Origin of the sequence: Paracidovorax wautersii, assembly GCF_031453675.1 — a bacterium.
Lineage (GTDB): Bacteria > Pseudomonadota > Gammaproteobacteria > Burkholderiales > Burkholderiaceae_C > Paracidovorax.
Map to the genome: position 1 here is coordinate 1,645,048 of NZ_JAVIZX010000001.1, position 22,717 is coordinate 1,667,764.

Sequence of the window (22,717 nt, forward strand, 5' to 3'; positions counted from 1 at the left end):
AGCTATCAATAATGTAGCGTTCTGTATGGGCGGTGTGACCGCCCCGCGGATCAGAAGGTTTCCCAGTCGTCGTCGTTGCGGCGGGGCGCCGTGGAAGCCGCGGGCGGGGCCGGGGCCGAGGGTGCAGACGCGACCGGTGGGGCGGAGCGGGCCGGTGCCGCCAGCGTGCGCGCCGGCGGGGTGGCCGCCGGGGCCCTGGGTGCCGGGGCGGCCGATGCCTTGGGCGCCTGGACGGACTGCGGTGCGGGGCTGCGCAGGGCCGCAGGGCGGGGCGCTGCTGCCGCCGCCGCCGGCGAAGCGATCCCGGGCACCGCCGGCGCCGCGGCCGGGCGCGCGACGGCCTGGCTGGCGTCGATGCGGAACACGCTCACCGCGGCCGACAGCTGGCTGGCCTGGGCCTTGAGCGAGCCCGTGGCCGCGGCGGCTTCTTCCACCAGCGCCGCGTTCTGCTGCGTGACGGTGTCCATCTGCGAGATGGCCTGGTGCACCTGGTCGATGCCAGTGCTCTGTTCCTGGCTGGCCGCGGTGATCTCGGCCACCAGGTCGCTCACGCGCTGCACGCTCTGCACGATGGCATCCATGGTGCGGCCGGCCTCGGCCACCTGCTGCGAGCCTTCCTCCACCTTGGCCACCGAGTCGCCGATCAGGCCCTTGATGTCCTTGGCCGCCGCGGCCGACCGGCCTGCCAGCGCCCGCACCTCGCCCGCCACCACGGCAAAGCCCCGGCCTTGCTCACCTGCACGGGCCGCTTCCACGGCCGCGTTCAGCGCCAGGATGTTGGTCTGGAAGGCGATGCCGTCGATCACGCCGATGATGTCGGCGATCTTGCGGCTGGACGCATTGATGGCGCCCATGGTGTCCACCACGCCCGCCACCACCTGGCCGCCCTGCACGGCCGTCGCGGCCGCGGACGATGCCAGCTGGTTGGCCTGGCGCGCGTTGTCGGCGTTCTGCCGCACGGTGCTGGTGAGCTCTTCCATCGACGCCGCGGTCTGCTGCAGCGAGCTGGCCTGCTCCTCGGTGCGGGAAGACAGGTCCTGGTTGCCGGCGTCGATCTGGCTGGAGGCGGTGGCGATGCTGTCGGTGCCCGAGCGCACGCGGCCCACCACCTGCGCCAGGCTGGCGTTCATGTCCTTGAGCGCTTGCAGCAGCTGGCCGGTTTCGTCCGCGCTGTCGACCTGCACCTGGCTGGTCAGGTCGCTGGAGGCCACGGCGCGCGCCACACGCACGGCCTGCGACAGCGGGCGCGTGATGCCCACCGTCAGCCACCAGGCGCAGGCGCCGCCCAGCGCCACGCCCAGCAGGCCCAGCACCATCAGCCAGTTGCGGCTTTCGTCGGCCGCGGTGTCGATGTCACGGGCCGTGGCGTCGATGCTGGCGCGCTGCATCTCCAGCAGCTTCTGGATGAGCGCCGTGTACTGGTCGGTGGCCGGCAGGAAGACCTGGGTGAGCAGCCGTTCGGCTTCGTCGGCCTGTCCGTCCGTCTTGGCCTTCACCGCCTGGTCCCGCGACGAGAGGTAGGTGCCGCGCGCGCGCTGGATATCGGCCCACAGCGCCTTCTCTTCGGGCGACGAAAGCAGCACTTCGATGCGCTTTTGCAGCTCGGCCGCCTCCTTGGTCGTGGTGGCGGCATCGGCCGCGAAGAACTGCGCCAGGGACGGGTCCGAACTCTTGACGATGGCCGAGGTGCGCCGCGCCGCGCTGTACACGTAGCGGTACCAGTCGCTGATCATGCGTTCCATGGCCAGGGGCTGCTGCGTCATGGCGCTGCTGGCCTGTGCGACATCGCGCACCTGCCATACGCCGACAGCCGTCATCAGGGCCATCAGCAGCAGGACGAGGGCGAATCCGCCGGAGAGGCGGACGCCGATTCTGAGGTTTTTCATGGGGACTTTTCCGGTAGTTCGCAGAGGGATGGGTGGGGGGCGGGGCACGCTCTTGCGCGCAGGCCCGCCCCATGGAAGTTCAGTGCGGCAGGCTGCGCAGCACCCGGCGGTACTGCACCGCCTCCGCCACGTGGGCCGGCTCGATGTGCGCGGCGCCCGCGAGGTCGGCGATGGTGCGGGCCACCTTCAGCGCGCGGTGCGTGCTGCGCGCCGACCAGGCCAGCCGCGTGGCGGCCGTGCGCAGGAAGTGGGCGGCCGCGTCCTGCAGCGCCAGATGCTCGTCGATCTGCCGGCCCTGCAGGGCCTGGTTGGTGCTGCCCTGGCGCGCCATCGCGCGCCCCCGGGCGGCCACCACGCGTTCGCGCACGGTGGCGGTGGATTCGCCGGGCGAAGCGGCCAGCAGCTCATCGGTCGGCAGGGCGGGTACTTCCACATGCAGGTCGATGCGGTCCAGCAGCGGCCCGCTCAGCTTGCCCTGGTAGCGCGCGACCTGGTCGGGCGTGCAGCGGCAGGCGCGCTGGGTGGACCCCAGGAAGCCGCAGGGGCAGGGGTTCATCGCCGCGACCAGCTGGAAGCGTGCCGGGAACTCCGCCCGCTGCGCCGCACGCGCGATGGTGATGCGCCCGGTCTCCAGCGGCTCGCGCAGGGCCTCCAGGGCCGTGCGGGCGAACTCGGGAAACTCATCGAGGAACAGAACGCCCTCGTGGGCCAGCGAAATCTCGCCCGGACGCGGCGGCGAGCCGCCGCCGACGAGCGCAATCGCGCTGCAGGTGTGGTGCGGATGGCTCGTGTTTCGGTGCATCCATAGGCCGGGCGTGAACCGCCCCGCTAGGCTGGCGACCGCAGCACTCTCCAGCGCCTCGTCCACCGTCATGGGCGGCAACAGGCCGGCGAAGCGGTGGGCCAGCATGGATTTGCCGGATCCGGGCGGTCCCACCAGCAGCAGACCATGGCCGCCGGCCGCAGCGATCTCCAGGGCCCGGCGGGCACTGGCCTGGCCCTTCACGTCGGCCAGGTCGGCGCTGGGCGCCGAGGGGGGCGGGGCGGTGGGCTGCATCCGGCACCAGCCGGCGTCCGTGCCGCCGTCCGGGGCGGCTTGCTGCGCGCCGCTGCCCGGTGGCAGGAATTGCCGCACCACGTCCAGCAGATGGCGCGCGCGGTAGACCTCGGCTCCCGGCACCAGCGCCGCCTCCTCCGCGCTGAGCGGCGGCAGCACCATGCGTGCGGGGATCGCCTGCGCGCGCAGGGCCAGGCTGGTGGCCAGGGCGCCGCGCACGGGGCGCAGCTCGCCCGACAGCGACAGCTCCCCGGCGAACTCATAGCCCGCGAGCCGGGCCGCGTCGATCTGCCCGCTGGCAGCCAGGATGCCCAGCGCGATGGGCAGGTCGAAGCGGCCGGAATCCTTGGGCAGGTCGGCCGGGGCCAGGTTGACGGTGATCTTCTTGTTCGAGGGGAATTCCAGCCCCGTGGTCTGCAGCGCGGAGCGCACGCGCTCGCGTGCCTCCTTGACCTCGACCTCGGCCAGGCCGACGAGCGTGAAGCTCGGCAAGCCGTTGGCCAGATGCACCTCCACCGCGACGGGCGGCGCCTGCAGGCCGAGCAGGGCCCGGCTCTGCACCAAAGCGAGACTCATCTTCCGCGTCCTCCCCAGGTCGGTGCGTGGTGCGCAGGGGCGTGCCAGCGGCGGCCCATCTGCACCAAATTTGTGCAACTTGTGTCGGCGTGCGTTCGGTGTAACCGCGAGCCCACCACCGGACTGTACCTGCTCGGTCTGCCCGGGCCTCTGACCTGCCGCATGGCACGGTCCATGCTTTGTGGCTGTCGGACGCCTGTTTACAAGCCCTGGAGAGACCATGAGAAGCCCATCCACCCTGCCCGAAAGCGCTGCCCGGCCCGGCATGAGCCCGGCCCAGCCGCCGCTTCGCCGCAGCGTGGACCGGCAACCGCTCATCGTCACGCTCGCCAACACCCTGTAAGTCACAGTGGGCGCACGGCGCCCCATCGGAGGAACCGCAAATGAAAATGGTGACAGCCATCATCAAACCCTTCAAGCTTGACGAGGTGCGCGAAGCCCTGTCGGACATTGGAGTCCAAGGGATCACCGTGACCGAGGTGAAGGGCTTCGGCCGCCAGAAGGGCCATACCGAGCTCTACCGCGGCGCCGAGTACGTGGTCGACTTCCTGCCCAAGGTGAAGATCGAAGCCGCGGTGTCCGATGACCTGGTCGAGCGCGTCATCGAGGCCATCGAGGGGGCCGCCCGCACCGGCAAGATCGGCGACGGCAAGATTTTCGTGTGCCACCTCGAACAGGTGGTCCGCATCCGCACCGGTGAAACCGGCAAGGAAGCCCTGTAAGGGCGCGACGGTCTTCGAATACGACAAAGAGTATCGCCATGAAAAAACTAGTTGCTTCCTTCATCCTGGGGCTGAGCCTGATGGGCGCCGGCACCGCCACGCTGGCCCAGGCGCCGGCCGCTTCCGAACCTGCCGCCGTGACGGCCCCCGCTGCCGAGGCTCCCGCCGCAGCAGCCCCTGCAGCCGCAACCGCAGCAGCGCCTGAGGCAGCCCCTGCCGCCGCGCCCGCCCCCAAGATCGACTCCGGCGACACCGCCTGGATGCTGACCTCCACGCTGCTGGTCATCCTGATGACCATCCCTGGCCTGGCCCTGTTCTACGGCGGCCTGGGCCGCTCGAAGAACATGCTGTCCGTGCTGATGCAGGTGTTCGTGATCTTCTCGCTGATCTCGCTGCTGTGGGCCATCTACGGCTACAGCCTGGCGTTCTCGGGCGAAGGCAAGTTCTACGGCGGCTTCGAGAAGGTCTTCCTCAAGGGTGTGAACCAGGAAACCTTCGGCGCGCTGACGACCATCCCCGAATACGTGTTCATCGCGTTCCAGGGCACGTTCGCCGCCATCACCGTGGCGCTGATCGTGGGCTCGTTCGCCGAGCGCATCAAGTTCGCTGCCGTGCTCATCTTCTCGGTGCTGTGGTTTACCTTCAGCTACGTGCCCATGGCCCACATCGTGTGGGGCGGCGGCCTGCTGGCAGCCGACGGCGCGCTGGACTTCGCCGGCGGCACCGTGGTGCACATCAACGCCGGTATCGCCGGCCTGGTGGGCGCCTATGTGATCGGCAAGCGCATCGGCTTCGGCAAGGAAGCCTTCACGCCGCACTCGCTGACGCTGACCATGGTTGGTGCCTCGCTGCTGTGGGTGGGCTGGTTCGGTTTCAACGCCGGCTCCGCCGGTGCGGCCAACGCCGGTGCCGGCCTGGCCTTCGTGAACACCGTGCTGGCCACCGCGGCTGCCACGCTGTCGTGGATCGCCGGTGAAGCCCTGTCCAAGGGCAAGGCTTCCATGCTGGGCGCCGCCTCCGGTGCCGTGGCCGGCCTCGTGGCCGTGACCCCTGCCGCCGGCTTCGTCGGCCCGATGGGCTCCATCGTGCTGGGCCTGCTGGCCGGCGTGGTCTGCCTGTGGGGTGTGGGTGGCCTCAAGCGCATGCTGGGTGCCGACGACGCGTTCGACGTGTTCGGTGTCCACGGCGTGGGCGGCATCCTGGGTGCCATCCTGACCGGTGTGTTTGCCTCGCAGAGCCTGGGCGGCACGGGCGGCCTGACCCCCGACACCTTCAACATGGGTGCCCAGGTCTGGGTGCAGATCAAGAGCGTACTGTTCACCATCGTGTGGTCTGGCGTCGTGGCGTTCATCGCCTACAAGATCGCCGACCTGCTGGTGGGCCTGCGCGTCAGCGAAGAGGCCGAGCGCGAAGGCCTGGACATCACTTCGCACGGCGAGACGGCCTACCACCGTTGAGCCTTGCAAGACCGCTGCGGTGTCTGGTGGCACCGCAGCGGGAATAACGCTAGCGAGTTACTCCTCTGGACATTCGGCCCGCCCGCAAGGCGGGCCCTTTTTTTGTGTGCTCCCTGAGAACGTGTTTACGATCTCACAGGGGCCGCGTTGGAGCGCAATCGGGATGAGTGGATGTCTCGGATGCGCCGCACGGGCTCATGCCCATGCAAGCATTTGAGGCGTTCAATCGCCCGATTTCGCTCCAACCCTTCGGGCAGTGGCGTTTGCGGGCGGTCTGCGGCGTTGCAGCGCTTGTGGATAGCCGAGCTATCCACTGCGCGCCGCGCTTTGCATCCCCTCCCGCAAACGCCGCTGCGCGGCCCCTGGGAGATCGTAAACACGTTCTGAGCCCTGCGCAGGCCCGCCCGCGCTGCGCCCCCCAGTGTTGCCCGGGCTAAGGCCCTGCGCAACACTGCGGCTTGTCCGACGCGCGCAGGGCGCGGGGTGCGAATAATCAGGCCATGCACCCACGATCCACCGACCCGCAGACGCCCGCGGCCTGGACCCGCGCCACCACCGAGCCGTCGCAACTGGGCGAGTCGCCGTTCTGGCATCCGGACGAGCGCCGGCTGTACTGGGTGGATATTGCCGGCCGCGCGCTGCTGCGGCTGGACCCGGCCAGCGGCCCCGTCGACCGCTGGGCCATGCCCACCGAACCCGGGTGCATGGCGCCCGCACGCCGGGCCGGCGCGCCGGACGGCTTCGTCATCGCGCTGCGTGCCGGCATCTTCCGCGCCCGCACGTGGGGCGGCGCGCTGGAGCCCATCGCCGACCTGCCGTTTGACCCGGCCACGCAGCGTGCCAACGACGGCAAGTGCGACGCGCTCGGCCGCTTCTGGGTGGGCACGGTGCACGAGCCGACCGAGGGGCCGCGCCAGCCCGTGGGTGCGCTGTACTGCGTGGATGCCCGCGGCCCCGGCGCCGCCACGGTGCGCAAGGTGCTCGATGGCGTGGCCACGGCCAATGGCCTGGCCTGGTCGCCCGACGGCGCCACGCTGTACTGGAGCGACACGCCGGCGCACGCGGTGCGCGCGTGGGAGTGCAATGCCGACCGCGAGCCGGTGGGCGAGCCCCGCGTGCTGCGCCGGTTCGATCCCAAGCCGGCCGGCTGGAAACCCGGCCAGCCCGGCTACGGCGGCCGCCCGGACGGCGCGGCCGTCGATGCCGAGGGCGCCTACTGGTGCGCGCTGTACGAGGGCGGCCGCGTGCAGCGCCTGTCGCCCGCGGGCGAGGTGCTGGCCGACATCGCCCTGCCCGTGCGCTGCCCCACCATGCCCTGCCTGGGCGGGGACGATGGCCGCACGCTGTACGTGACCTCGGCGCGCGAGGGCCGGCCGGCGCACGAGCTGGCCGAGCTGCCGCAGTCGGGCTGCGTGTTCGCGCTGCGCGTGGACGTGCCGGGCCTGCCCGTCGCCTGGTTCGAGGACGGGCGCGCGGCGGGCTGACCGCCGGGGCAGGGCGTAGCTCACGCCGCCCGTTCAAAAAATTCAAGGGGCGCGGTGGCCGCCGGCCGAGGGCCCGGCAGTACCATGCAACCATGGATTCAGCCCTCAGCCAGACCATCGAGCGCGTGCGCGCCAGCATCGCATCGCAGACCGCCTTGCGCATCCGCGGCGGCGGCACCAAGGATTTCCATGGCGCGGCGCTGCAGGGCGAGGTGCTCGATACGCGGGCGCTGCAGGGCGTGGTCAGCTACGAGCCGAGCGAGCTGGTGGTGACCGTGCGCGCCGGCACCCCGCTGGCCGACCTGGAGGCGCTGCTGGCCGAGCAAGGCCAGTGCCTGCCCTTCGAGCCGCCGCATTTCGGCCCGGGCTCCACGGTGGGCGGCATGGTCGCCGCAGGGCTCTCCGGCCCGGCCCGCGCCAGCGTGGGCGCGGTGCGCGACTACGTGCTGGGGCTGGAGCTGGTCAACGGCCGTGCCGAGCTGCTGCGCTTCGGCGGCCAGGTGATGAAGAACGTGGCCGGCTACGACGTCTCGCGCCTCATGGCCGGCGCCTGGGGCACGCTGGGGGTCATCACCGAGGTCAGCCTCAAGGTGCTGCCCGTGCCCCCGGCCGAGGCCACGCTGCGCTTTGCTTACGGCCAGGCCGATGCGCTGCGCCAGCTGCACGCCTGGGGCGGGCAGCCGCTGCCGCTCAACGCCAGCTGCTGGGTGGACGATGGAAGCAGCGGCAGCGGCATCCTTTACGTGCGCCTGCGCGGCGCCACCGCCGCCGTAGAGGCCGCCTGCCGCAGCATGGGCGGCGAACGGCAGGACAACGCGGTGGTCGCGCCCGACTGGAACGCCTGCCGTGACCACACGCTGCCCTGGTTCGCCGACCGGACCGCGCGCCCCGGCCATGCGCTGTGGCGTGTGTCGGTGCCGGCCACGGCGCCGGTGCTGGCCCTGCCGGCCGGCGTGGCGCCGCCGCTGGTGGAGTGGCACGGCGCGCTGCGCTGGGTGCAGGCGCCCGTGGCGCAGGCCGCAGCCCTGCAGGAGGCCGCGCGCCAGGTGGGTGGAAGTGCTTCTCTTTTCATAGCTGATGGCGCAGAGAGGACGGGCGATGGCGTGGTTTTTGATGCGCAATCCGCGGCCCTGGCGCAGATCCACGCGCGGCTCAAGCAGGCCTTTGATCCGGCCGGCGTGTTCAACCCGGGCCGCATGGGCGGCAGCTGGTAGCGCCATGCGCCTGCTGCGCCACCTGACGGGGCTGCACCGCACGCACGCCACCAACCGGGTGCTGGGCCTGCTGCTGGCGTTCAATGCGGGCGCCATCAACGCGGGCGGCTTCCTGGTGCTGGCGCGCTACACCTCGCACATGACGGGCTTCACCTCGCAGGTGGCCGACTCCCTGGTGATGGGCGATATGGCGCTGCTGCTGGGCGCGGTGGGCGCCATCCTGGCCTTTCTGGCGGGGGCAGCCACGGCGGCCATCCAGATCCACTGGGGCCGGCAGTACCGGCTGCGCCACCTGTATGCGCTGCCGCTGCTGCTGGAGGCCGTGCTGATGCTGCCCTTCGGCCTGATGGGGGCGCTCACGCTCACCTGGCACACGCCGTTCGCGGTGCCGCTCACCGTGTTGCTGCTGTCGTTCATCATGGGGCTGCAGAACGCGCTGGCGTCCAAGGTCTCGGGCGGCAAGATCCGCACCACGCACATGACCGGCAACTTCACCGACCTGGGGATCGAGATCGGCAAGGCGCTGTACTGGAACCGCTACCGCACCGAGGCCACGCGCGTGCGCCCCAACGGCGACCGGGTGCGGCTCTTCGGCGGGCTCATCCTCGCCTTCGTGCTGGGCGGCATCGCGGGCGCGGCCGGCTTCAAGTACGTGGGCTTCATCTGCGTGCTGCCGCTGGCGGCCCTGCTGCTGTGGCTGTCGCTGCCGCCCTACCTGGACGACCTGCGCCACAACCGTGCGCTGCGGGCCTGGACCTTCGGCTGGGCGGACCGCTTGCGGCCGCGCCGCCGCAAGACCGGCGCTGCCTCCCACGAAGGTCCGCCGCACTGACCGACCCGCAGGCCCCGTGCTCGCTCCGCTCCCCCTTCCTATTACAGAGACAAGCCCACGATGCAAACCCAGCTCGCCCCCCAGTACCAGGGCACGCCCGAAGGGCAGGAGGCCGAAGCCATCCTGCGCAAGTGCGTCCACTGCGGCTTCTGCACCGCCACCTGCCCGACCTACCAGTTGCTCGGCGACGAGCTGGACGGGCCGCGCGGCCGCATCTACCTCATCAAGCAGGTGCTGGAAGGCGCCACGCCCACGCGCAAGACGCAGCAGCACCTGGACCGCTGCCTCACCTGCCGCAACTGCGAGACCACCTGCCCCAGCGGCGTGCAGTACGGGCACCTGGTGGACATCGGGCGCAAGTTGGTCGACGAACAGGTGCCCCGCCCGCTGGGAGAGCGCGCCGCCCGCTGGGCGCTGAAGGAGGGCCTGCCCTCGCCGCTGTTCCGTCCCGCCATGAAGGCCGGCCAGGCCGTACGCGGCCTGCTGCCCGCCGCGGTGCGCGCCAAGGTGCCCGCCCCGCAGCAGGCCGGCGCCTGGCCGGTGCGCGAGCACGCCCGCAAGGTCCTCATGCTGGCGGGCTGCGTGCAGCCGGCCATGCTGCCCAACGTCAACCGGGCCACGGCTCGCGTGCTGGACGCGGCCGGCATCCAGACCATCGTCGCGCCCCAGGCCGGCTGCTGCGGCGCCGTCAAGTTCCACCTCAACGACCAGGAAGGGGGGCTGGCCCAGGCCCGCGCCAACATCGACGCCTGGTGGCCCTACGTGGACTCGCCGGCCGGCGTGGAGAGCATCGTCATCAACGCCTCGGGCTGCGGCGTGATGGTCAAGGACTACGGCCACCTGCTGCGCGGCGACGCGCACTATGCCGAGCGCGCCGCGCGCATCAGCGCCCTGGCGCGCGACCTGTGCGAGCTGCTGCCCGACATGCTGCCCGAGCTGGCCGAGAAGCTGCAAGGCCGCGTCGCCCCCACCGAAGCCCTGCTGGCCTACCACCCGCCCTGCACGCTGCAGCACGGCCAGAAGCTGCGCGGCGGCGTCGAGACGCACCTGGCCGCGCTGGGCTTTCGCGTGACCACCTGCCGCACCGAATCGCATCTGTGCTGCGGCTCGGCGGGCACGTACTCGGTGCTGCAGCCCGCGCTGGCCTACCAGCTGCGCGACCGCAAGCTGGACGCGCTGGGCGATGCCTGCGGCGGCCAGGCGCCCGACGCCATCCTGTCGGCCAACGTGGGCTGCATCACGCACCTGCAAAGCGGCACCGACGTGCCCGTGCGCCACTGGGTCGAGGTGCTGGACGAGGCCCTGATCGGCCGCTGAGGCGCCTGGCGGGCCGGCCCCGCGTCCTTGCGCAGGGTGCCGCAGCGGGGCGTGCGGCAGCGGGGCTGGCATGATGGCGGGTTTTGACCGCTGCGCAGCCGCGCCCCAACCGCGTATTTCTTCTCGCCATGACCGACCCCGTGACCGCACCTGAACCACAGAATCCCGCTCCCGTGCCGGCGGCCGATGCCTCCGCCGCCGTGCCCGCGGACCACGCCGTGGCCGCGCAGCAGCCCACGATGGCCGATGGCAACGCGGCCGGTGCGCCGGCTGCCGCGCCCCGTGCCCGCCAGGAGGGGCGCCGGGGCGGCCGCAACCGCCGGGGCGGCGGCGGCCAGGGCCGTTCCTCCGGCGGCGCCCAGCCCGCCGGTGCCATGGCAGCGGCCATTGCCGCGGCGGGCGCGGTGCCGCAGGCGCCACGACCCTCGGCCGGCCCGCGCCGCACGCATCCCGCGCTGGAGCAGCTGGCCGGTTTCTACCCCCACCTTTTCGGCGCGCAGTTCCTGCCGCTCAAGCGCGGCATCTTCCAGGACCTGCAGGAGGCCCACCCCGGCGTCTTCGAGAAGGAAGACCTGAAGGCCGCGCTCGGCATCCACACCCGCTCCACCCGCTACCTGCAGGTGGTGGCCGAAGGCCGCCCGCGCCATGATCTGGGCGGCCAGCCCGTCGAGGCCATGGCGCCCGAGCACGTGCACCACGCGCTGCTGGAAGTGTTCCGCCGCAAGAAGCCGCGTGACGGCGAAGACCTCACGGCCAAGCTGCGCCGCCGTATCGCGCAGGCCTACGAAGCCTCGGGCCTGACGCGCGAGGCGTACGACGCGCTGGCGCGCGGCCGCGACGAGAAAGCCAATGCGCTGCTGGACGAGGCCTTTGCCGAAGTCGCCGAGCGCGACGCCAAGGCCGAGGCCCTGCTGCGTGCCTACGAGGCCAGCGGCAGCACGTCGGTGGAGCAGTTCGCCGACATGTACGGCATGGACCAGCGCACCGTGGGCCAGATGCTGGCCCGCGCCCGCCGTCCGCGTACTGCGGCGCCCGCGGCCGTGCCCCCCGAGGCCGCGCCCGGCAGCAGCGCGCACTGACCGGCACAGGCAGGCCGCGCGCCAACCTGCCCGGCGGGGCGGAGCCGGCGGGCCGACGGCCTGCCTGCTGACACTACGCTGTCAGCAGGCCAGCGCACCATGGCGTCCTTCATCACTTCGATCGAAAGGATCGCTGCCATGACCACCACGTCTCCCACCCCGACCTCGGCCATCACCTGGTTCGAGATTCCCTGCGCCGACCTGCCGCGCGCCCAGGCCTTCTACGAGCAGGTGCTGGGCCGGCCCATGCACCGTGAAGACGTGGGCACGGGCCCGATGGCCTTGTTCTCGTGCGAGGACGGCGCCACCGGCGGCTGTCTGTCCAGCCATCCGGACCATGCCGTGGCGCCCGGAAGCGCCGGTGTGCGCATCTACCTGGACTGCAGCCCCAGCCTGGACGCCGTGGTGGCGCGCGTCGAGCCGGCGGGCGGGCAACTGGCCGGCGAAATCATCGAGCTGCCGCGCGGCATCGGCTTCATCGCCCACATGGTGGACGTAGACGGCAACTTCATCGGCCTGCATGCGATGGCCCGGTAACGCCGGCGCCCCGCGCAAAGCAGTTCGGCGGCGCCGCTTGCGGGCCCGACACGAATCGCTGACAGTCATGTGCCGCAGCGCGTGGCAAGCCCCTGCCGCGGCATCGTTTTGCTTTGTTTTTCATAGCTGCTTGCGATTGACTGATAAGCGCTGAAGCCACTTTTCACTCTCTATCCTGCCGTAGTGCATGCGCCGTGCCGACCGCCTGTTCCAGATCGTGCAGCTCATCCGGGGCCGCCGCCTTTCCACCGCCGAGTTCCTTGCGCAGCGGCTGGAGGTGTCGGTGCGCACCATCTACCGCGACGTGGCCGACCTGCAGCACCAGGGCGTGCCCATCGAGGGCGAGGCCGGCGTGGGCTACCGGCTGGGGGCGGGTTTCGACCTGCCGCCGCTGATGTTCAGCCAGGGCGAGGCCAACGCGCTCGTGGCCGCGGCGCGCCTGGCGCAGGCGTGGCTGGACCCGGGCCTGGCGCGCGAACTGGACGGCGCGCTGGGCAAGATCCTCTCGGTGCTGCCGCCCGCGGCCCGCGCGGCGGCGGAGGCCCAGGCGCTGTATGCGCCCTCGGTCGGCCTGAGCGCGCGCGAACAGGCCACGCTGCAGACGCTGCGCGAGGCCGTGCAGAGCCGCCACGTGGTGCAGATCGACTACGCCGACGAGCAGGGCCGGGCCAGCGTGCGGCGCATCTGGCCGCTGGGCTGCTTCTATTGGGGCCGCGTGTGGACCCTGGCCGCGTGGTGCGAACTGCGTGGCGACTTCCGCGGCTTTCGCCCCGACCGGGTGGTGGCGCTGCAGGTGCTGGAAGAGCGCTTCACGCCGCAGCCCGGCCGCACCCTGGCCGACATGGTCCGCCAGGTCGAGGCCGACATGGCCTGCAAGACCGCAACCCTGCACAACCCGCCGGATCCGCGGAGGTTTCCATGACCGAGATCGTTTACTACGTCGCCGCCTCGCTGGACGGCTTCATCGCCGGCCCGCAGGACGAGCTGGACTGGCTGCAGGCCTTCGACGGTGCCGGCGCCGACTACGGCCTGGCCGACTTCATGGGCACGGTGGATGCCGTCGCCATGGGGCGGCGCACCTGCGAGGTGGTGCAGTCGCTGGGCGCGTGGCCCTACGGCGAGTGCCCCGCATGGGTGTTGAGCCGCCAGCCGCGGCCGGATGGCGGGGTGCTGCCCGCGCATGTGGGCTGGGGCCCGCTGTCGCCCGATGCGCTGCTGGCGCAATGGCAAAGCCAGGGCGTGCGCCGGGGCTGGCTGCTGGGCGGCGGCGACGTGGCCGGGCAATTCCTGCGCGCAGGCTGCGTGCACCGGCTGATGCTGGCGACGATGCCCGTCACGCTGGGCGCTGGCGTGCCGCTGTGGGGCACGGGCGGCGCCCTGCAGAGCGAGCGCTGGGTGCCATGGCGGCACCACCGCTACGACAACGGCGTGCTCACCCAGGAGCTGTGGCGCGCCACGCCGGACGCGCTGCCCGACGAGGCTGCAGAAGCGGACGAGGAAGAGGACGAGGACGCCGCAACAGCCGGCGGTGCGGCGGCATCTGGCTTCGCCGTGCCGGCGGTGTGATGCGCCGGCAGCCCGCACAGGGCCATCGCCGGCGGGCGGGTGGGAGGACGCGTCAGGCCGCCAGCGCGGCCTCGATGTCCTTGGCCAGGGCTGCCGGCTTGTCCAGCGGCGCGTAGCGGCGGATCACCTGGCCGTCCTTGCCGATCAGGAACTTGGTGAAGTTCCATTTGATGGCCTTGGTGCCCAGCAGGCCGGGCGCCTCGGCCGTGAGCCAGCGGTACAGCGGCGTCGCATCGGCGCCGTTCACGTCCACCTTGGCCATCATCGGAAAGCTCACGCCGTAGTTGAGCTGGCAGAAGCTGGCGATCTCGTCGTTGCTGCCCGGGTCCTGTTTGCCGAACTGGTTGCAGGGAAAGCCCAGCACCACGAGGCCCTTGCCGGCGTACTGCTGGTGCAGTTCTTCCAGGCCGGCGAACTGCGGGGTGAAACCACAGGCGCTGGCCGTGTTGACGATGAGCAGCACCTGGCCCTGGTAGTTGCGCAGCGGCACGGCCTGGCCGTTCATCTGCAGGGCATCGAAGTCGTACACGCTGGTCGGGGTCATGGTGGCTTTCCGGTGGTCGACCTGCATGGTACGCGCAAGCCCCGCCGTGCTGGCGGGGGGTGGCCCAGTGCGGCCGCTCAGGGCTTCTTCGGCAGGTCGGTCGAGGCGGCAGCCCCTTCGCCCTCGCCGGGGCCGGGTGCGGGGGTGACGGCGTTGCTGGCGCTGGGCGCGGCGGGCTCGGCAGGGTGGGCGTCCGACGAAGGCGTGGCGGCCGGCGCGGCAGCGGGCGCGGTGGTGCCGGTCGAACTGGAGGACGGAGCGGCCGGGCGGTCGCAGGCGGTGAGGACAGCGGCGGCGAGAAGGCCGGCGGCCAGGGCGGAGAGGGTGCGCATGGGGCGGTGGCTGCCGCGGCGGGCGCGGCAGGTGGTTGGTTAAGAGGGCCTGAATCTAGAGGCCCCGCCGGACGCCGTCCAGCATCTGCCCGGTGGTCGCGGTGCCGACCTACAGGGCGACCGCCTGCCATGGCCGCGCTGACGCGGCCCCCATGGTTTCGAAGAAACGCTATTGAATCAATAGCTGTATGCGCTCGTCCCTGCTGCGCTACGGGCTGATTTGATTCCGAAGGCTGTTCGGTGGCCCCTGCCTGCCGCGGGGCCGGAAGAGAACGCGGGACGCGCTCAGCGCCCGCGCCGCAGCGAGGCCAGCAGGGCCGCGCAGAGGATCAGGCTGCCGCCCAGCAGGGTGCGCGGCTGCAACTCGGACGCCGACAGCAGCACCGACGACACGCTGGCAAATACCACTTCCGACAGCATCACCACGGCGGTGGTGCCGGCCGCCAGCCGCGCGGCGCCGTACTGCAGTGCCCAGTTGCCCAGCATCAGCAGGCCGGACAGCAGCAGGCCGGTGACCACCCAGGTGGCGTTGGGGGCGGGAAAGGGTTCCACCACGCCCACCTGCAGCCCGATGGTGCCCACCGTCAGCGCCATCAGCATGCAGCCGCCGAACATCACGAACATGCGCGCCTGGCCGGGCACGGCGTGCAGGCGGCGCAGCGTGACGTTGGTGAGTGCGAACATGAAGCCGCCCAGCAGCGCCAGCGCATCGGCCAGCGACAGGTTGTGCAGCAGACGGCTGGCGGGCGCATCTGCGGGCAGCAGCACCAGCACCACGCCAGCGAAGGCCAGCAGCAGGCGCAGCAGCGCGGCGGGCGTGGGACGCTCGCCCAGGATCTTCCAGGCCAGCAGCACGGCCCAGGCGGGCATCAGATAGAACAGCAGGATCACGCGCACCACGTCGCCGATGGTCACGGCCCAGTTGAAGGCGACATTGTTCAGGCCCGAGGCCAGGGCCAGCAGCCACAGCTGCGGGTGCTGGCGCACCTGGGCCCAGAGGCCCGGGCGTGCGATGAGCAGGCCCAGCAGCACCACGCAGTACATCGCCGCCGTGGCCCACAGCGGATGCAGGCCGGCGGCGTGCATCCGCTGGAAGGGCCACCACGCCAGCCCCCAGACGAAGGCGTTGAACAGCAGGGCGAAGATGGGCAGCGGCGATTGCATGGTCAAAAATGGCTGCAGCGCTTGATGGGTAAGCGCATGCTGCTATCGAAAGCGTAGTTTGGAGTAGCCCGGCTGCAGTGGCGGGCCGCTGCCGCGGGTGCCCCGCTCAATGGTGGTGGTCGTGCCGGGCGATGTGCAGCAGGTGCTCCACCTCTTCGCGGTGGTGCGTGCAGTTGTGCGCGTGCCAGCGCTGGATGAGCCACATCACGCCGGCCACCACCAGCCCGAACGCCGTGATGGCGCCGAACACCGACAGACCCATCTTCAGCGACAGGCTGTAGAACGCGCCCAGGCCCAGGATGCAGGCCTGCTCGTTGAAGTTCTGCACGGCGATGGAGCGGCCCGCGCCCATCAGGTTGTGGCCGCGGTGCTGCAGCAGGGCGTTCATGGGCACCACCAGGTAGCCGCCCAGGCCGCCCAGCAGGATCAGGAAGGGAATGGCCACCCAGATGCTGTTGATGAACACCATCAGGATCAGCAGCAGGCCCATGGCGATGCCCAGCGGAATCACCTTGGTGGCCGCATCCAGCCGCATGCGCATGGAGGCGATCACCGCGCCCGCCGCCGTGCCGATGGCCACCACGCCCGTGAGCGCCGAGGCCTGCGTGGTGTTGTAGCTCAGCGCCGCGGCCGCCCAGGCCAGCACGATGAACTTGAGGTTGCCGCCCGCGCCCCAGAACAGCGTGGTGGTGGACAGCGAGATCTGGCCCAGCTTGTCGCGCCACAGGCGGTTGTTGCAGGCCCAGAAGTCCGGCAGCATGGCCAGCGGGTTGGCCGGCATGGGGCGCATCTCGACGCCCGTGTGCGGTATGCGCGTGTTGAACCAGGCGGCAATGAGGTACAGCACGATCATGGCGGCGATGGCCGCCTCGGCCGCGGTGTCCACGCCGGTTTCCAGCAGCGGCAGGTCGATGGACAGCAGCACGCCCGACACCGCGGGCCCCACCAGCTGGCCGCCCAGCAGCACGCCCAGGATGATGGAGGCGATGGTCAGCCCCTCGATCCAGCCGTTGGCCTTGACCAGCTGCGACGCCGGCAGCAACTCGGTGAGGATGCCGTACTTGGCAGGGGAGTACGCGGCGGCGCCCAGGCCGACCACGGCATAGGCGATGAGCGGGTGCGAGCCGAACAGCATCATCAGGCAGCCCACCACCTTGATGGCATTGCTGACGAACATCACCTTGCCCTTGGGCAGGGCGTCGGCAAAGGCGCCGACCCAGGGCGCGAGCACCACGTAGAACAGCGCGAACATCGGCACCAGGGCGGCGCGCTGCCATTCAGGGGCACCGCTGGTGCGCAGCAATTCCACGGCGGCCACGAAGAGTGCGTTGTCGGCCAGCGAGCTGAAAAACTGCGCCGACATGATGGTGTAGAAACCGCGCTTCATCGAATGGCTGTGGGGTGCATCAGTGTGGCTGATGCCCTGTTAAATATCGTAACCCGCTACAAGTGACTGGCGGTTATATCACGCGGGTTCGCCGGCCCAGTGCCAGAATTCCACCCTTTCGCTCCGTAGAAATACCGCCATGCCGCGTCCCATCCAGGCCACCATCCACACCGCTGCGCTGCAGCACAACCTGGGCCGCGCGCGCCGTGCGGCGCCCGATGCGCTGGTGTGGGCGGTGGTCAAGGCCAACGCCTACGGACACGGCATCGAGCGGGTGTTCGAGGGCCTGCGCAGCGCCGATGGCTTCGCGCTGCTGGACCTGGCCGAGGCCGAGCGCATCCGTGCCCTGGGCTGGCGCGGCCCCATCCTGCTGCTGGAGGGGGTGTTCGAGCCGCGCGACCTGGAGCTGTGCTCCCGCCTGGGCCTGTGGCACGCGGTCCACTGCGACGAGCAGATCGACTGGCTGGCCGCGCACAAGACGCAGGCCCCGCACCGCGTCTTCCTCAAGATGAACTCCGGCATGAACCGCCTGGGCTTCACGCCCGAGCGCTACCGCGCCGCCTGGGCCCGCCTGAACGCGCTGACGCAGGTGGACGAGATCTCGTTCATGACCCATTTCAGCGACGCCGACGGCCCGCGCGGCATCGGCCACCAGATGGCCGCCTTTCTGCAGGCCACGCAGGACCTGCCGGGCGAGCGCAGCGTGAGCAACAGCGCCGCCACCCTGCGCTTCGGCACCGAGCCGCAGGTGCGCGCCGACTGGGTGCGCGCCGGCATCGTGGTCTACGGCAGCGCGCCGGACCATCCCGAGCGCACGGCGGCCGACTGGGACCTGCAGCCCGCCATGACGCTCTCGACCCGCATCATCGGCGTGCAGCACCTGCGGCCGGGCGACACCGTGGGCTACGGCTCGCGCTTCACGGCCGACCGGGCTATGTCCATCGGCATCGCCGCCTGCGGTTACGCCGACGGCTACCCCCGCCACTGCGACACCGGCACGCCCGTGCTGGTCAACGGCGTGCGCACCCGCCTGGTGGCGCGCGTGAGCATGGACATGGTCACCGTGGACCTGACCGGCGTGCCGGGCGCAGGCATCGGCTCCGAGGTCACCCTGTGGGGCCGTGCCGCGAACGGCACGGTGCTGCCCATCGACGAGGTGGCCCAGGCGGCCGGCACCGTGGGCTACGAGCTGATGTGCGCGCTGGCGCAGCGCGTGCCGGTGGTCGTCGACTAAGCCGACGGGCCGCGCGGCGGCCGAGCGCATCCTGCGCTGCGACCGAGAGCAGGGGTGGCGCGCCCTGCGGGATGCCGCTCAGCCCCGCAGGAACTCGCGCAGCGCACTGGCCACCAGCGCCAGCGGCGCCAGCGCGCAGAACCCCGTCACGATGCGCAGGAACATGGGGCCCGCCCGCCGTGCCTCCAGATAGTGGCGGATCAGCAGGCGGCCCTTGACCCAGGCGATGCCCGCCACCGCCAGCGCCATCCCCAGGCGCGACCCGCCGTGGTGCGCATGGCCCACCACCCCCACGCTGGCGGCTGTGAGCAGCAGCAGTGCGAGCCAGGCCAGGGTGGCGCTGTGGCTGACCAGGAAGGGGCGGTGCCTTGTTTTCATTCAGCGGTCCGGCGTCATTGCGCCATCCATCTCCGATACCGGCGCGGCCCAGCCCAGCGGCCGCCGCGCAAGGGCCGCCCCGCCGCGCTGGCGGCGTCCCTCTGCCCGCCGCACGCAGTGCGGCGAGCGCGGGGGGAAGCGGCGCAGCCGCTCAGGGGGGTGATCTCCATCACGCGAAGACATAGAACAGGCTGAACACCATCAGCCACACCAGGTCGGTGGCGTGCCAGTACACGGCCAGCGACTCCAGCCCGCGGCAGTCCTGCGCCGAGTAGGCCCCGGTGGACAGGCGCGCCAGGCCCCAGCCCATGCCGAGCAGGCCCCAGCAGGCATGCACGAAGTGGTTGATGGTCAGGTAGTAATAGACCACCACGAAGATCCCCGCGCCGGCGTGGATGCCGTGGGCCGCGTTCCACTGCCACTCCAGCGCCTTGACGGCCGGGTAGGCCAGGCCCAGCAGCAGCGCTGCCGCCAGCCAGCGCTGCGCGGCGGAACGCCGGTCGGCGCGCATGCTGCGCACGGCCCGCACCAGGAAGTAGCCGCTGGTGACCATCACCCCGGTGACCGCGACGCCCGCCACCGTCCACAGGCGCGCCGCGCCGTCCTGAAAGGCCTGCGGATGGAACCAGCGCGCGCCGAAGTACACGCCAAAGAACACCGCGAATTCGAACAGCTCCAGGCTGATGGCGACCCACATGGCCCGGTGGCCGGGCATCTCGGGCACGGCGGCGGAGTCGGTGCGGGGACCGGGGGCGCACCCGGCCAGGGCCGGGGGCAAGGGCACGGGCAGGGAGGGGGTCAGCGAGGCGGCCGAGAGCATGGCGCGCCATCATGCCCAGCGCGGCCGCGCGGTGGCGGCTGCGGTGGCCTCTTGCTGATGTACATCAGACCCGGGCGCTTGCGCAGCCCAGGGAACCAGCCAACAGCCCAACGACGGCCACGCCTGCTCTGCGGCCCGTTCTGGTGAGTGCTATGCTAAATATAGCTGCATGCGCTTATGAATAAAGCGCTGGAGCCTGATTTCATCCCTGATCGGTCACTTGCCGAAGACCGCCCACCACAGCACCTTGATCGCCTCGCGCTCGGCTTCCAGGGTCTCGGGCGCCACGCGCGTGGGCTCTTCGTTGAGCCGGGCCCGGTGCTGCACCTGGCGCAGCTTGCGGTAGGCGGCGGCCGCCGCCGTGCCCACGCCGGCCGGCAGCAGCCCGGCGGCCTCGGCGCGCTGCAGCAGCCCGATGTTGCCCAGGTTCTGGCGCAGGCCCGGGTGTTCCGCGGACTGCGACAGCACCAGGTACTGCACGGCGAACTCGGCATCCACCATGCCCGCGGGGCTGTGCTTCACGTCGAACTGCCCGGCCGGGACCGGATGGGCGGCGCGCACGCGTTCGCGCATGGTCACGATCTCGTCGCGCAGCGCGACCGGGTCGCGTGGGGCGGTGATGACGGCCTCGCGCACGGCGTCGAAGCGGGCGCGCAGGGACAGGGCGCTGCGCTCCGAAGGCGCCGGGGAGGTGCCTTCGTCCTCGTCCGGCGCAGGCGCTGCCAGGTCTTCGCTGCCCAGCACGAAGCGCGCGCGCGTCATGGCCTGGTGCTCCCAGGTCCAGGCGGTGTTGCTGCCGCGCCGTTCCTGGTAGTTGGCATAGGCCTCGAAGCGCGTGACCAGCAGGCCGGAGTTGCCGTTGGGCCGCAGCGCGGTGTCGATCTCGAACAGATCGCCCTCGCCGGTCTTCACCGTGAGCCAGTTGATGAGCTTGCGCACGAAGGCCGAGTACACCTCGGGCGCGCGGTCATCGTCGTCGTCGAAGACGAACACGATGTCCAGGTCGCTGCCGTAGCCCAGTTCCCGGCCGCCCAGCTTGCCATAGGCAATGATGCCGAACTGCGGGGTCTCGCGGTGGCGGTTCTTCAGGCGGCTCCAGCACCACTCGGCCGTCAGCTTGAGCACGCTGTCGGCCAGGGCGGAGAGGTCGTCCGCCGCCTGCTCGATGGTGACGCGCCCCTCCACGTCGCGCGCCAGCGTGCGGAAGGTTTCCGCATGGTGCGCGCGGCGCAGCAGGTTCAGCAGGGTTTCGTCGTCGTCCTCGCCGGTGGTCTGCAGCGAGGCCAGGCGCAGGCGCAGTTCGCGCTCGAAATCTGCGGGCACGAAGCGCTCGGACAGCAGGGCGTCGCCGGCCAGCTCGTCGATCACGCCGGGGTGCTGCAGCATGTAGCGCGCCGGCCACTTGGCCGCGCCCAGCAGGTGCAGCAGATGTTCGTGGACGGAGGGCCGCTCCAGCAGCAGGGCCAGGTAGCTTTCGCGGCGCAGCAGCGGCTCCAGCCAGCCGACCAGGCGCACCGCGGCGTCCTCGTTGACCTTGCCCTCGGCCAGCCAGCGGCCGGTACGCTGCACCAGCCGGAACAGCCGGTGGCGGGCCTCGTCGCGCAGGCTGGCCACGCGGGGATGGGTCTTCCACTCGGCCACGCGGTCGCGCACGGTGGGCGGCAACTGCTCCAGCAAGGTGTCCAGCTCGGGCGCCGGCGCGGCCTGGGCGCGCGGCCCGCCACAGCCGCCGCCGCTGCATTGCTTCTTGCCCGGGCTGCCCAGCAGCGTGTCGAACTCCTGCGCGACCAGTTCGCGGTGCGCGTCCAGCTGGTGCAAGAAGGCGCAGCTGCCCAGACCCAGGGTGTGGGCGATCCAGGCCAGGTCGTCGTCGCGGGTGGGCAGCACATGGGTCTGCTGGTCGTCCAAATACTGGATGCGGTGCTCCACCCGGCGCAGGAAGGTGTAGGCCGCCGCCAGCGCGTCGGCCGTCTCCTGGGGCATCAGGCCGGCGCGTGCCAGGCGCTGCAGCGCCTCCAGCGTGGGGCGGCAGCGCAGCTCGGGGAACTGGCCTCCGCGCACAACCTGCAGCAGCTGCACGATGAATTCGATCTCGCGGATGCCGCCGCGCGAGAGCTTCACGTCGTTGGCGCGCTCGGGGTGGCCGGCGCTGCGCTTGGCGGCGTGGTCGCGGATCTGGCGGTGCAGGGAGCGCAGCGCGTCGAACACGCTGTAGTCCAGGTAGCGGCGGAACACGAAGGGCAGCACCACGCCGCGCAGGGCCTGCACCTCCGGCTGGCCCAGGCAGTCGCGCGGGGCGACCACGCGGCTCTTGAGCCAGGCGAAGCGCTCCCATTCGCGGCCGTGCGTCTGCAGGTACTCCTCCAGCGCGGCCAGCGAGACGGCCGGCGGCCCGGAGTTGCCGTTGGGCCGCAGCGCCAGGTCCACCCGGAACACGAAGCCGTGCTCGGTCGTGTCGCCGACCAGGCTGTAGATGGCCTTGACCGCATGGCCGAAGTATTCGTGGTTGGAGATGCGGTTGCGGCCCTCGGCATTGCCGGCCGTTTCGCCGTCGTGCTCGTAGACGTAGATCAGGTCGATGTCGCTGGACACGTTCAGCTCGCGCGCGCCCAGCTTGCCCATGCCGATGATCCACAGCTGCACCGGCTGGCCGTCCGGGCCCCGGGGGGCGCCGTGGCGCGCATCCAGCTCCTCGCGGGCCTGCTGGCAGGCGCGGTCCAGGGCGAACTCGGCCAGCCAGGTCACCGCACGGGTGATGTCCTCCAGCGGGGCCTGCGCCTCGCAGTCCAGGTGGATGAGCCGTTCCATGACCAGCTGGCGCAGGATGCGCAACGCGCTGCCCACATCGTGCCCGCGCTGGCGCAGCGCCTCGTAGGCGGCGCCGAGGGTGTCGCGCTGGGGGGCGCCCGGGGGCAGCAGGGACAGCTCCTGCTCATAGCGCCGGTGCAGCCGCTGCTGGAAGCGCGAGTGCTGGGCGAGGGGCGCGGTGGGTGCCGAAGGCTCTGGGAAAGGCATCTGCATGGAAGGAAGAAGGGGCCGGCTCACACCGTCTCAGGCCAAGGGGTGCACGGAGCGGCGCTGCCGCGGGCAGCTGCCCGCCGACGCGCAGGCGCCGCCATGGCGTACACAAG

Annotated in this window: 21 protein-coding genes; 12 read left to right on the plus strand and 9 right to left on the minus strand. The window is 71.3% G+C overall.

Translation table 11 applies throughout. From position 1 onward, the window contains the following. Nucleotides 1-50 precede the first annotated feature (50 nt). Nucleotides 51-1,886, minus strand: coding sequence for a methyl-accepting chemotaxis protein (locus QE399_RS07520; RefSeq protein ID WP_309827653.1), 1,836 nt, complete (start codon nt 1,884-1,886; stop codon nt 51-53). Nucleotides 1,887-1,965: 79 nt separating this feature from the next. After that, nucleotides 1,966-3,519 carry a YifB family Mg chelatase-like AAA ATPase gene (locus tag QE399_RS07525; RefSeq protein WP_309827655.1) on the minus strand — a complete coding sequence of 518 codons (1,554 nt, stop codon included), beginning with the start codon at nt 3,517-3,519 and terminating at the stop codon, nt 1,966-1,968. 220 nt (nt 3,520-3,739) lie between these two features. Between QE399_RS07525 and QE399_RS07530 the strand changes: the two genes are divergently transcribed. The 11 genes from QE399_RS07530 to QE399_RS07580 all read left to right on the plus strand — a co-directional run bounded on the left by QE399_RS07530 (nt 3,740) and on the right by QE399_RS07580 (nt 13,727). Continuing rightward, nucleotides 3,740-3,862 (plus strand): hypothetical protein, encoded by a 123-nt coding sequence (locus tag QE399_RS07530; protein ID WP_309827656.1) that lies wholly within the window; start codon nt 3,740-3,742, stop codon nt 3,860-3,862. 40 nt (nt 3,863-3,902) lie between these two features. Further along, complete coding sequence (glnK, locus tag QE399_RS07535; protein ID WP_309827658.1) at nt 3,903-4,241, plus strand: P-II family nitrogen regulator; 339 nt, start codon at nt 3,903-3,905, stop codon at nt 4,239-4,241. 38 nt (nt 4,242-4,279) lie between these two features. Continuing rightward, entirely contained in the window at nt 4,280-5,698 is a 1,419-nt protein-coding gene (locus QE399_RS07540) for an ammonium transporter (protein WP_309827659.1), read from the plus strand. 500 nt (nt 5,699-6,198) lie between these two features. Next, a complete protein-coding gene (locus QE399_RS07545) occupies nt 6,199-7,182 on the plus strand; it encodes an SMP-30/gluconolactonase/LRE family protein (RefSeq protein WP_309827661.1) in 984 nt (327 codons plus the stop codon). A gap of 92 nt (nt 7,183-7,274) precedes the next feature. Next, nucleotides 7,275-8,396, plus strand: a complete 1,122-nt coding sequence (gene glcE, locus QE399_RS07550) for a glycolate oxidase subunit GlcE (RefSeq protein WP_309827664.1) — start codon at nt 7,275-7,277, stop codon at nt 8,394-8,396. 4 nt (nt 8,397-8,400) lie between these two features. Then, the gene (locus tag QE399_RS07555; RefSeq protein WP_309827665.1) at nt 8,401-9,228 is read left to right on the plus strand and encodes a YoaK family protein; all 828 of its coding nucleotides are present in this window, start codon (nt 8,401-8,403) and stop codon (nt 9,226-9,228) included. Between the two features lie 60 nt (nt 9,229-9,288). Beyond that, entirely contained in the window at nt 9,289-10,545 is a 1,257-nt protein-coding gene (gene glcF, locus QE399_RS07560) for a glycolate oxidase subunit GlcF (RefSeq protein ID WP_309827667.1), read from the plus strand. 128 nt (nt 10,546-10,673) lie between these two features. Further along, a complete protein-coding gene (locus tag QE399_RS07565) occupies nt 10,674-11,624 on the plus strand; it encodes a ProQ/FINO family protein (RefSeq protein ID WP_309827669.1) in 951 nt (316 codons plus the stop codon). Between the two features lie 138 nt (nt 11,625-11,762). Next, a complete protein-coding gene (locus tag QE399_RS07570) occupies nt 11,763-12,161 on the plus strand; it encodes a VOC family protein (protein WP_309827671.1) in 399 nt (132 codons plus the stop codon). 187 nt (nt 12,162-12,348) lie between these two features. Next, nucleotides 12,349-13,083 carry a helix-turn-helix transcriptional regulator gene (locus QE399_RS07575; protein WP_309827673.1) on the plus strand — a complete coding sequence of 245 codons (735 nt, stop codon included), beginning with the start codon at nt 12,349-12,351 and terminating at the stop codon, nt 13,081-13,083. Further along, on the plus strand, nt 13,080-13,727 hold the full coding sequence (locus tag QE399_RS07580) for a dihydrofolate reductase family protein (RefSeq protein ID WP_309827675.1): 648 nt from the start codon (nt 13,080-13,082) through the stop codon (nt 13,725-13,727). Before QE399_RS07575 ends, QE399_RS07580 begins: the two co-directional genes overlap by 4 nt. 52 nt (nt 13,728-13,779) lie before the next feature. Here the strand turns inward: QE399_RS07580 and QE399_RS07585 are convergent, their stop codons facing one another. The 4 genes from QE399_RS07585 to lplT all read right to left on the minus strand — a co-directional run bounded on the left by QE399_RS07585 (nt 13,780) and on the right by lplT (nt 17,154). After that, entirely contained in the window at nt 13,780-14,271 is a 492-nt protein-coding gene (locus tag QE399_RS07585) for a glutathione peroxidase (RefSeq protein WP_309827677.1), read from the minus strand. A 77-nt stretch (nt 14,272-14,348) separates the two neighbouring features. Beyond that, a complete protein-coding gene (locus QE399_RS07590; RefSeq protein ID WP_309827679.1) occupies nt 14,349-14,603 on the minus strand; it encodes a hypothetical protein in 255 nt (84 codons plus the stop codon). A 285-nt stretch (nt 14,604-14,888) separates the two neighbouring features. Beyond that, nucleotides 14,889-15,767, minus strand: a complete 879-nt coding sequence (locus tag QE399_RS07595; protein ID WP_309827680.1) for a DMT family transporter — start codon at nt 15,765-15,767, stop codon at nt 14,889-14,891. A gap of 106 nt (nt 15,768-15,873) precedes the next feature. Next, nucleotides 15,874-17,154: a lysophospholipid transporter LplT gene (gene lplT / locus QE399_RS07600; protein ID WP_309827681.1), complete on the minus strand. Its 1,281-nt coding sequence runs from the start codon at nt 17,152-17,154 to the stop codon at nt 15,874-15,876. Between the two features lie 139 nt (nt 17,155-17,293). On the opposite strand from lplT, the gene alr reads away from it, so the two are divergent. Continuing rightward, nucleotides 17,294-18,388 carry an alanine racemase gene (gene alr / locus QE399_RS07605; protein ID WP_309827683.1) on the plus strand — a complete coding sequence of 365 codons (1,095 nt, stop codon included), beginning with the start codon at nt 17,294-17,296 and terminating at the stop codon, nt 18,386-18,388. Nucleotides 18,389-18,466: 78 nt separating this feature from the next. Here alr and QE399_RS07610 read toward each other — a convergent pair whose 3' ends face one another. The 3 genes from QE399_RS07610 to glnE form a co-directional block, all read right to left on the minus strand. Beyond that, the gene (locus tag QE399_RS07610) at nt 18,467-18,766 is read right to left on the minus strand and encodes a cytochrome C oxidase subunit IV family protein (protein WP_309827685.1); all 300 of its coding nucleotides are present in this window, start codon (nt 18,764-18,766) and stop codon (nt 18,467-18,469) included. 169 nt (nt 18,767-18,935) lie between these two features. Further along, nucleotides 18,936-19,586 (minus strand): cytochrome c oxidase subunit 3, encoded by a 651-nt coding sequence (locus QE399_RS07615; RefSeq protein ID WP_309827686.1) that lies wholly within the window; start codon nt 19,584-19,586, stop codon nt 18,936-18,938. A gap of 216 nt (nt 19,587-19,802) precedes the next feature. Continuing rightward, nucleotides 19,803-22,607, minus strand: a complete 2,805-nt coding sequence (gene glnE, locus QE399_RS07620; RefSeq protein ID WP_309827688.1) for a bifunctional [glutamate--ammonia ligase]-adenylyl-L-tyrosine phosphorylase/[glutamate--ammonia-ligase] adenylyltransferase — start codon at nt 22,605-22,607, stop codon at nt 19,803-19,805. Nucleotides 22,608-22,717 lie beyond the last annotated feature (110 nt).

Bases quoted from the DNA above. Each gene is read 5' to 3' on its own strand.
- QE399_RS07520 (WP_309827653.1), bottom strand. From the start codon at position 1,886: ATGAAAAACCTCAGAATCGGCGTCCGCCTCTCCGGCGGATTCGCCCTC.
- QE399_RS07525 (WP_309827655.1), bottom strand. From the start codon at position 3,519: ATGAGTCTCGCTTTGGTGCAGAGCCGGGCCCTGCTCGGCCTGCAGGCG.
- QE399_RS07530 (WP_309827656.1), top strand. From the start codon at position 3,740: ATGAGAAGCCCATCCACCCTGCCCGAAAGCGCTGCCCGGCCCGGCATG.
- glnK (WP_309827658.1), top strand. From the start codon at position 3,903: ATGAAAATGGTGACAGCCATCATCAAACCCTTCAAGCTTGACGAGGTG.
- QE399_RS07540 (WP_309827659.1), top strand. From the start codon at position 4,280: ATGAAAAAACTAGTTGCTTCCTTCATCCTGGGGCTGAGCCTGATGGGC.
- QE399_RS07545 (WP_309827661.1), top strand. From the start codon at position 6,199: ATGCACCCACGATCCACCGACCCGCAGACGCCCGCGGCCTGGACCCGC.
- glcE (WP_309827664.1), top strand. From the start codon at position 7,275: ATGGATTCAGCCCTCAGCCAGACCATCGAGCGCGTGCGCGCCAGCATC.
- QE399_RS07555 (WP_309827665.1), top strand. From the start codon at position 8,401: ATGCGCCTGCTGCGCCACCTGACGGGGCTGCACCGCACGCACGCCACC.
- glcF (WP_309827667.1), top strand. From the start codon at position 9,289: ATGCAAACCCAGCTCGCCCCCCAGTACCAGGGCACGCCCGAAGGGCAG.
- QE399_RS07565 (WP_309827669.1), top strand. From the start codon at position 10,674: ATGACCGACCCCGTGACCGCACCTGAACCACAGAATCCCGCTCCCGTG.
- QE399_RS07570 (WP_309827671.1), top strand. From the start codon at position 11,763: ATGACCACCACGTCTCCCACCCCGACCTCGGCCATCACCTGGTTCGAG.
- QE399_RS07575 (WP_309827673.1), top strand. From the start codon at position 12,349: ATGCGCCGTGCCGACCGCCTGTTCCAGATCGTGCAGCTCATCCGGGGC.
- QE399_RS07580 (WP_309827675.1), top strand. From the start codon at position 13,080: ATGACCGAGATCGTTTACTACGTCGCCGCCTCGCTGGACGGCTTCATC.
- QE399_RS07585 (WP_309827677.1), bottom strand. From the start codon at position 14,271: ATGACCCCGACCAGCGTGTACGACTTCGATGCCCTGCAGATGAACGGC.
- QE399_RS07590 (WP_309827679.1), bottom strand. From the start codon at position 14,603: ATGCGCACCCTCTCCGCCCTGGCCGCCGGCCTTCTCGCCGCCGCTGTC.
- QE399_RS07595 (WP_309827680.1), bottom strand. From the start codon at position 15,767: ATGCAATCGCCGCTGCCCATCTTCGCCCTGCTGTTCAACGCCTTCGTC.
- lplT (WP_309827681.1), bottom strand. From the start codon at position 17,154: ATGAAGCGCGGTTTCTACACCATCATGTCGGCGCAGTTTTTCAGCTCG.
- alr (WP_309827683.1), top strand. From the start codon at position 17,294: ATGCCGCGTCCCATCCAGGCCACCATCCACACCGCTGCGCTGCAGCAC.
- QE399_RS07610 (WP_309827685.1), bottom strand. From the start codon at position 18,766: ATGAAAACAAGGCACCGCCCCTTCCTGGTCAGCCACAGCGCCACCCTG.
- QE399_RS07615 (WP_309827686.1), bottom strand. From the start codon at position 19,586: ATGCTCTCGGCCGCCTCGCTGACCCCCTCCCTGCCCGTGCCCTTGCCC.
- glnE (WP_309827688.1), bottom strand. From the start codon at position 22,607: ATGCAGATGCCTTTCCCAGAGCCTTCGGCACCCACCGCGCCCCTCGCC.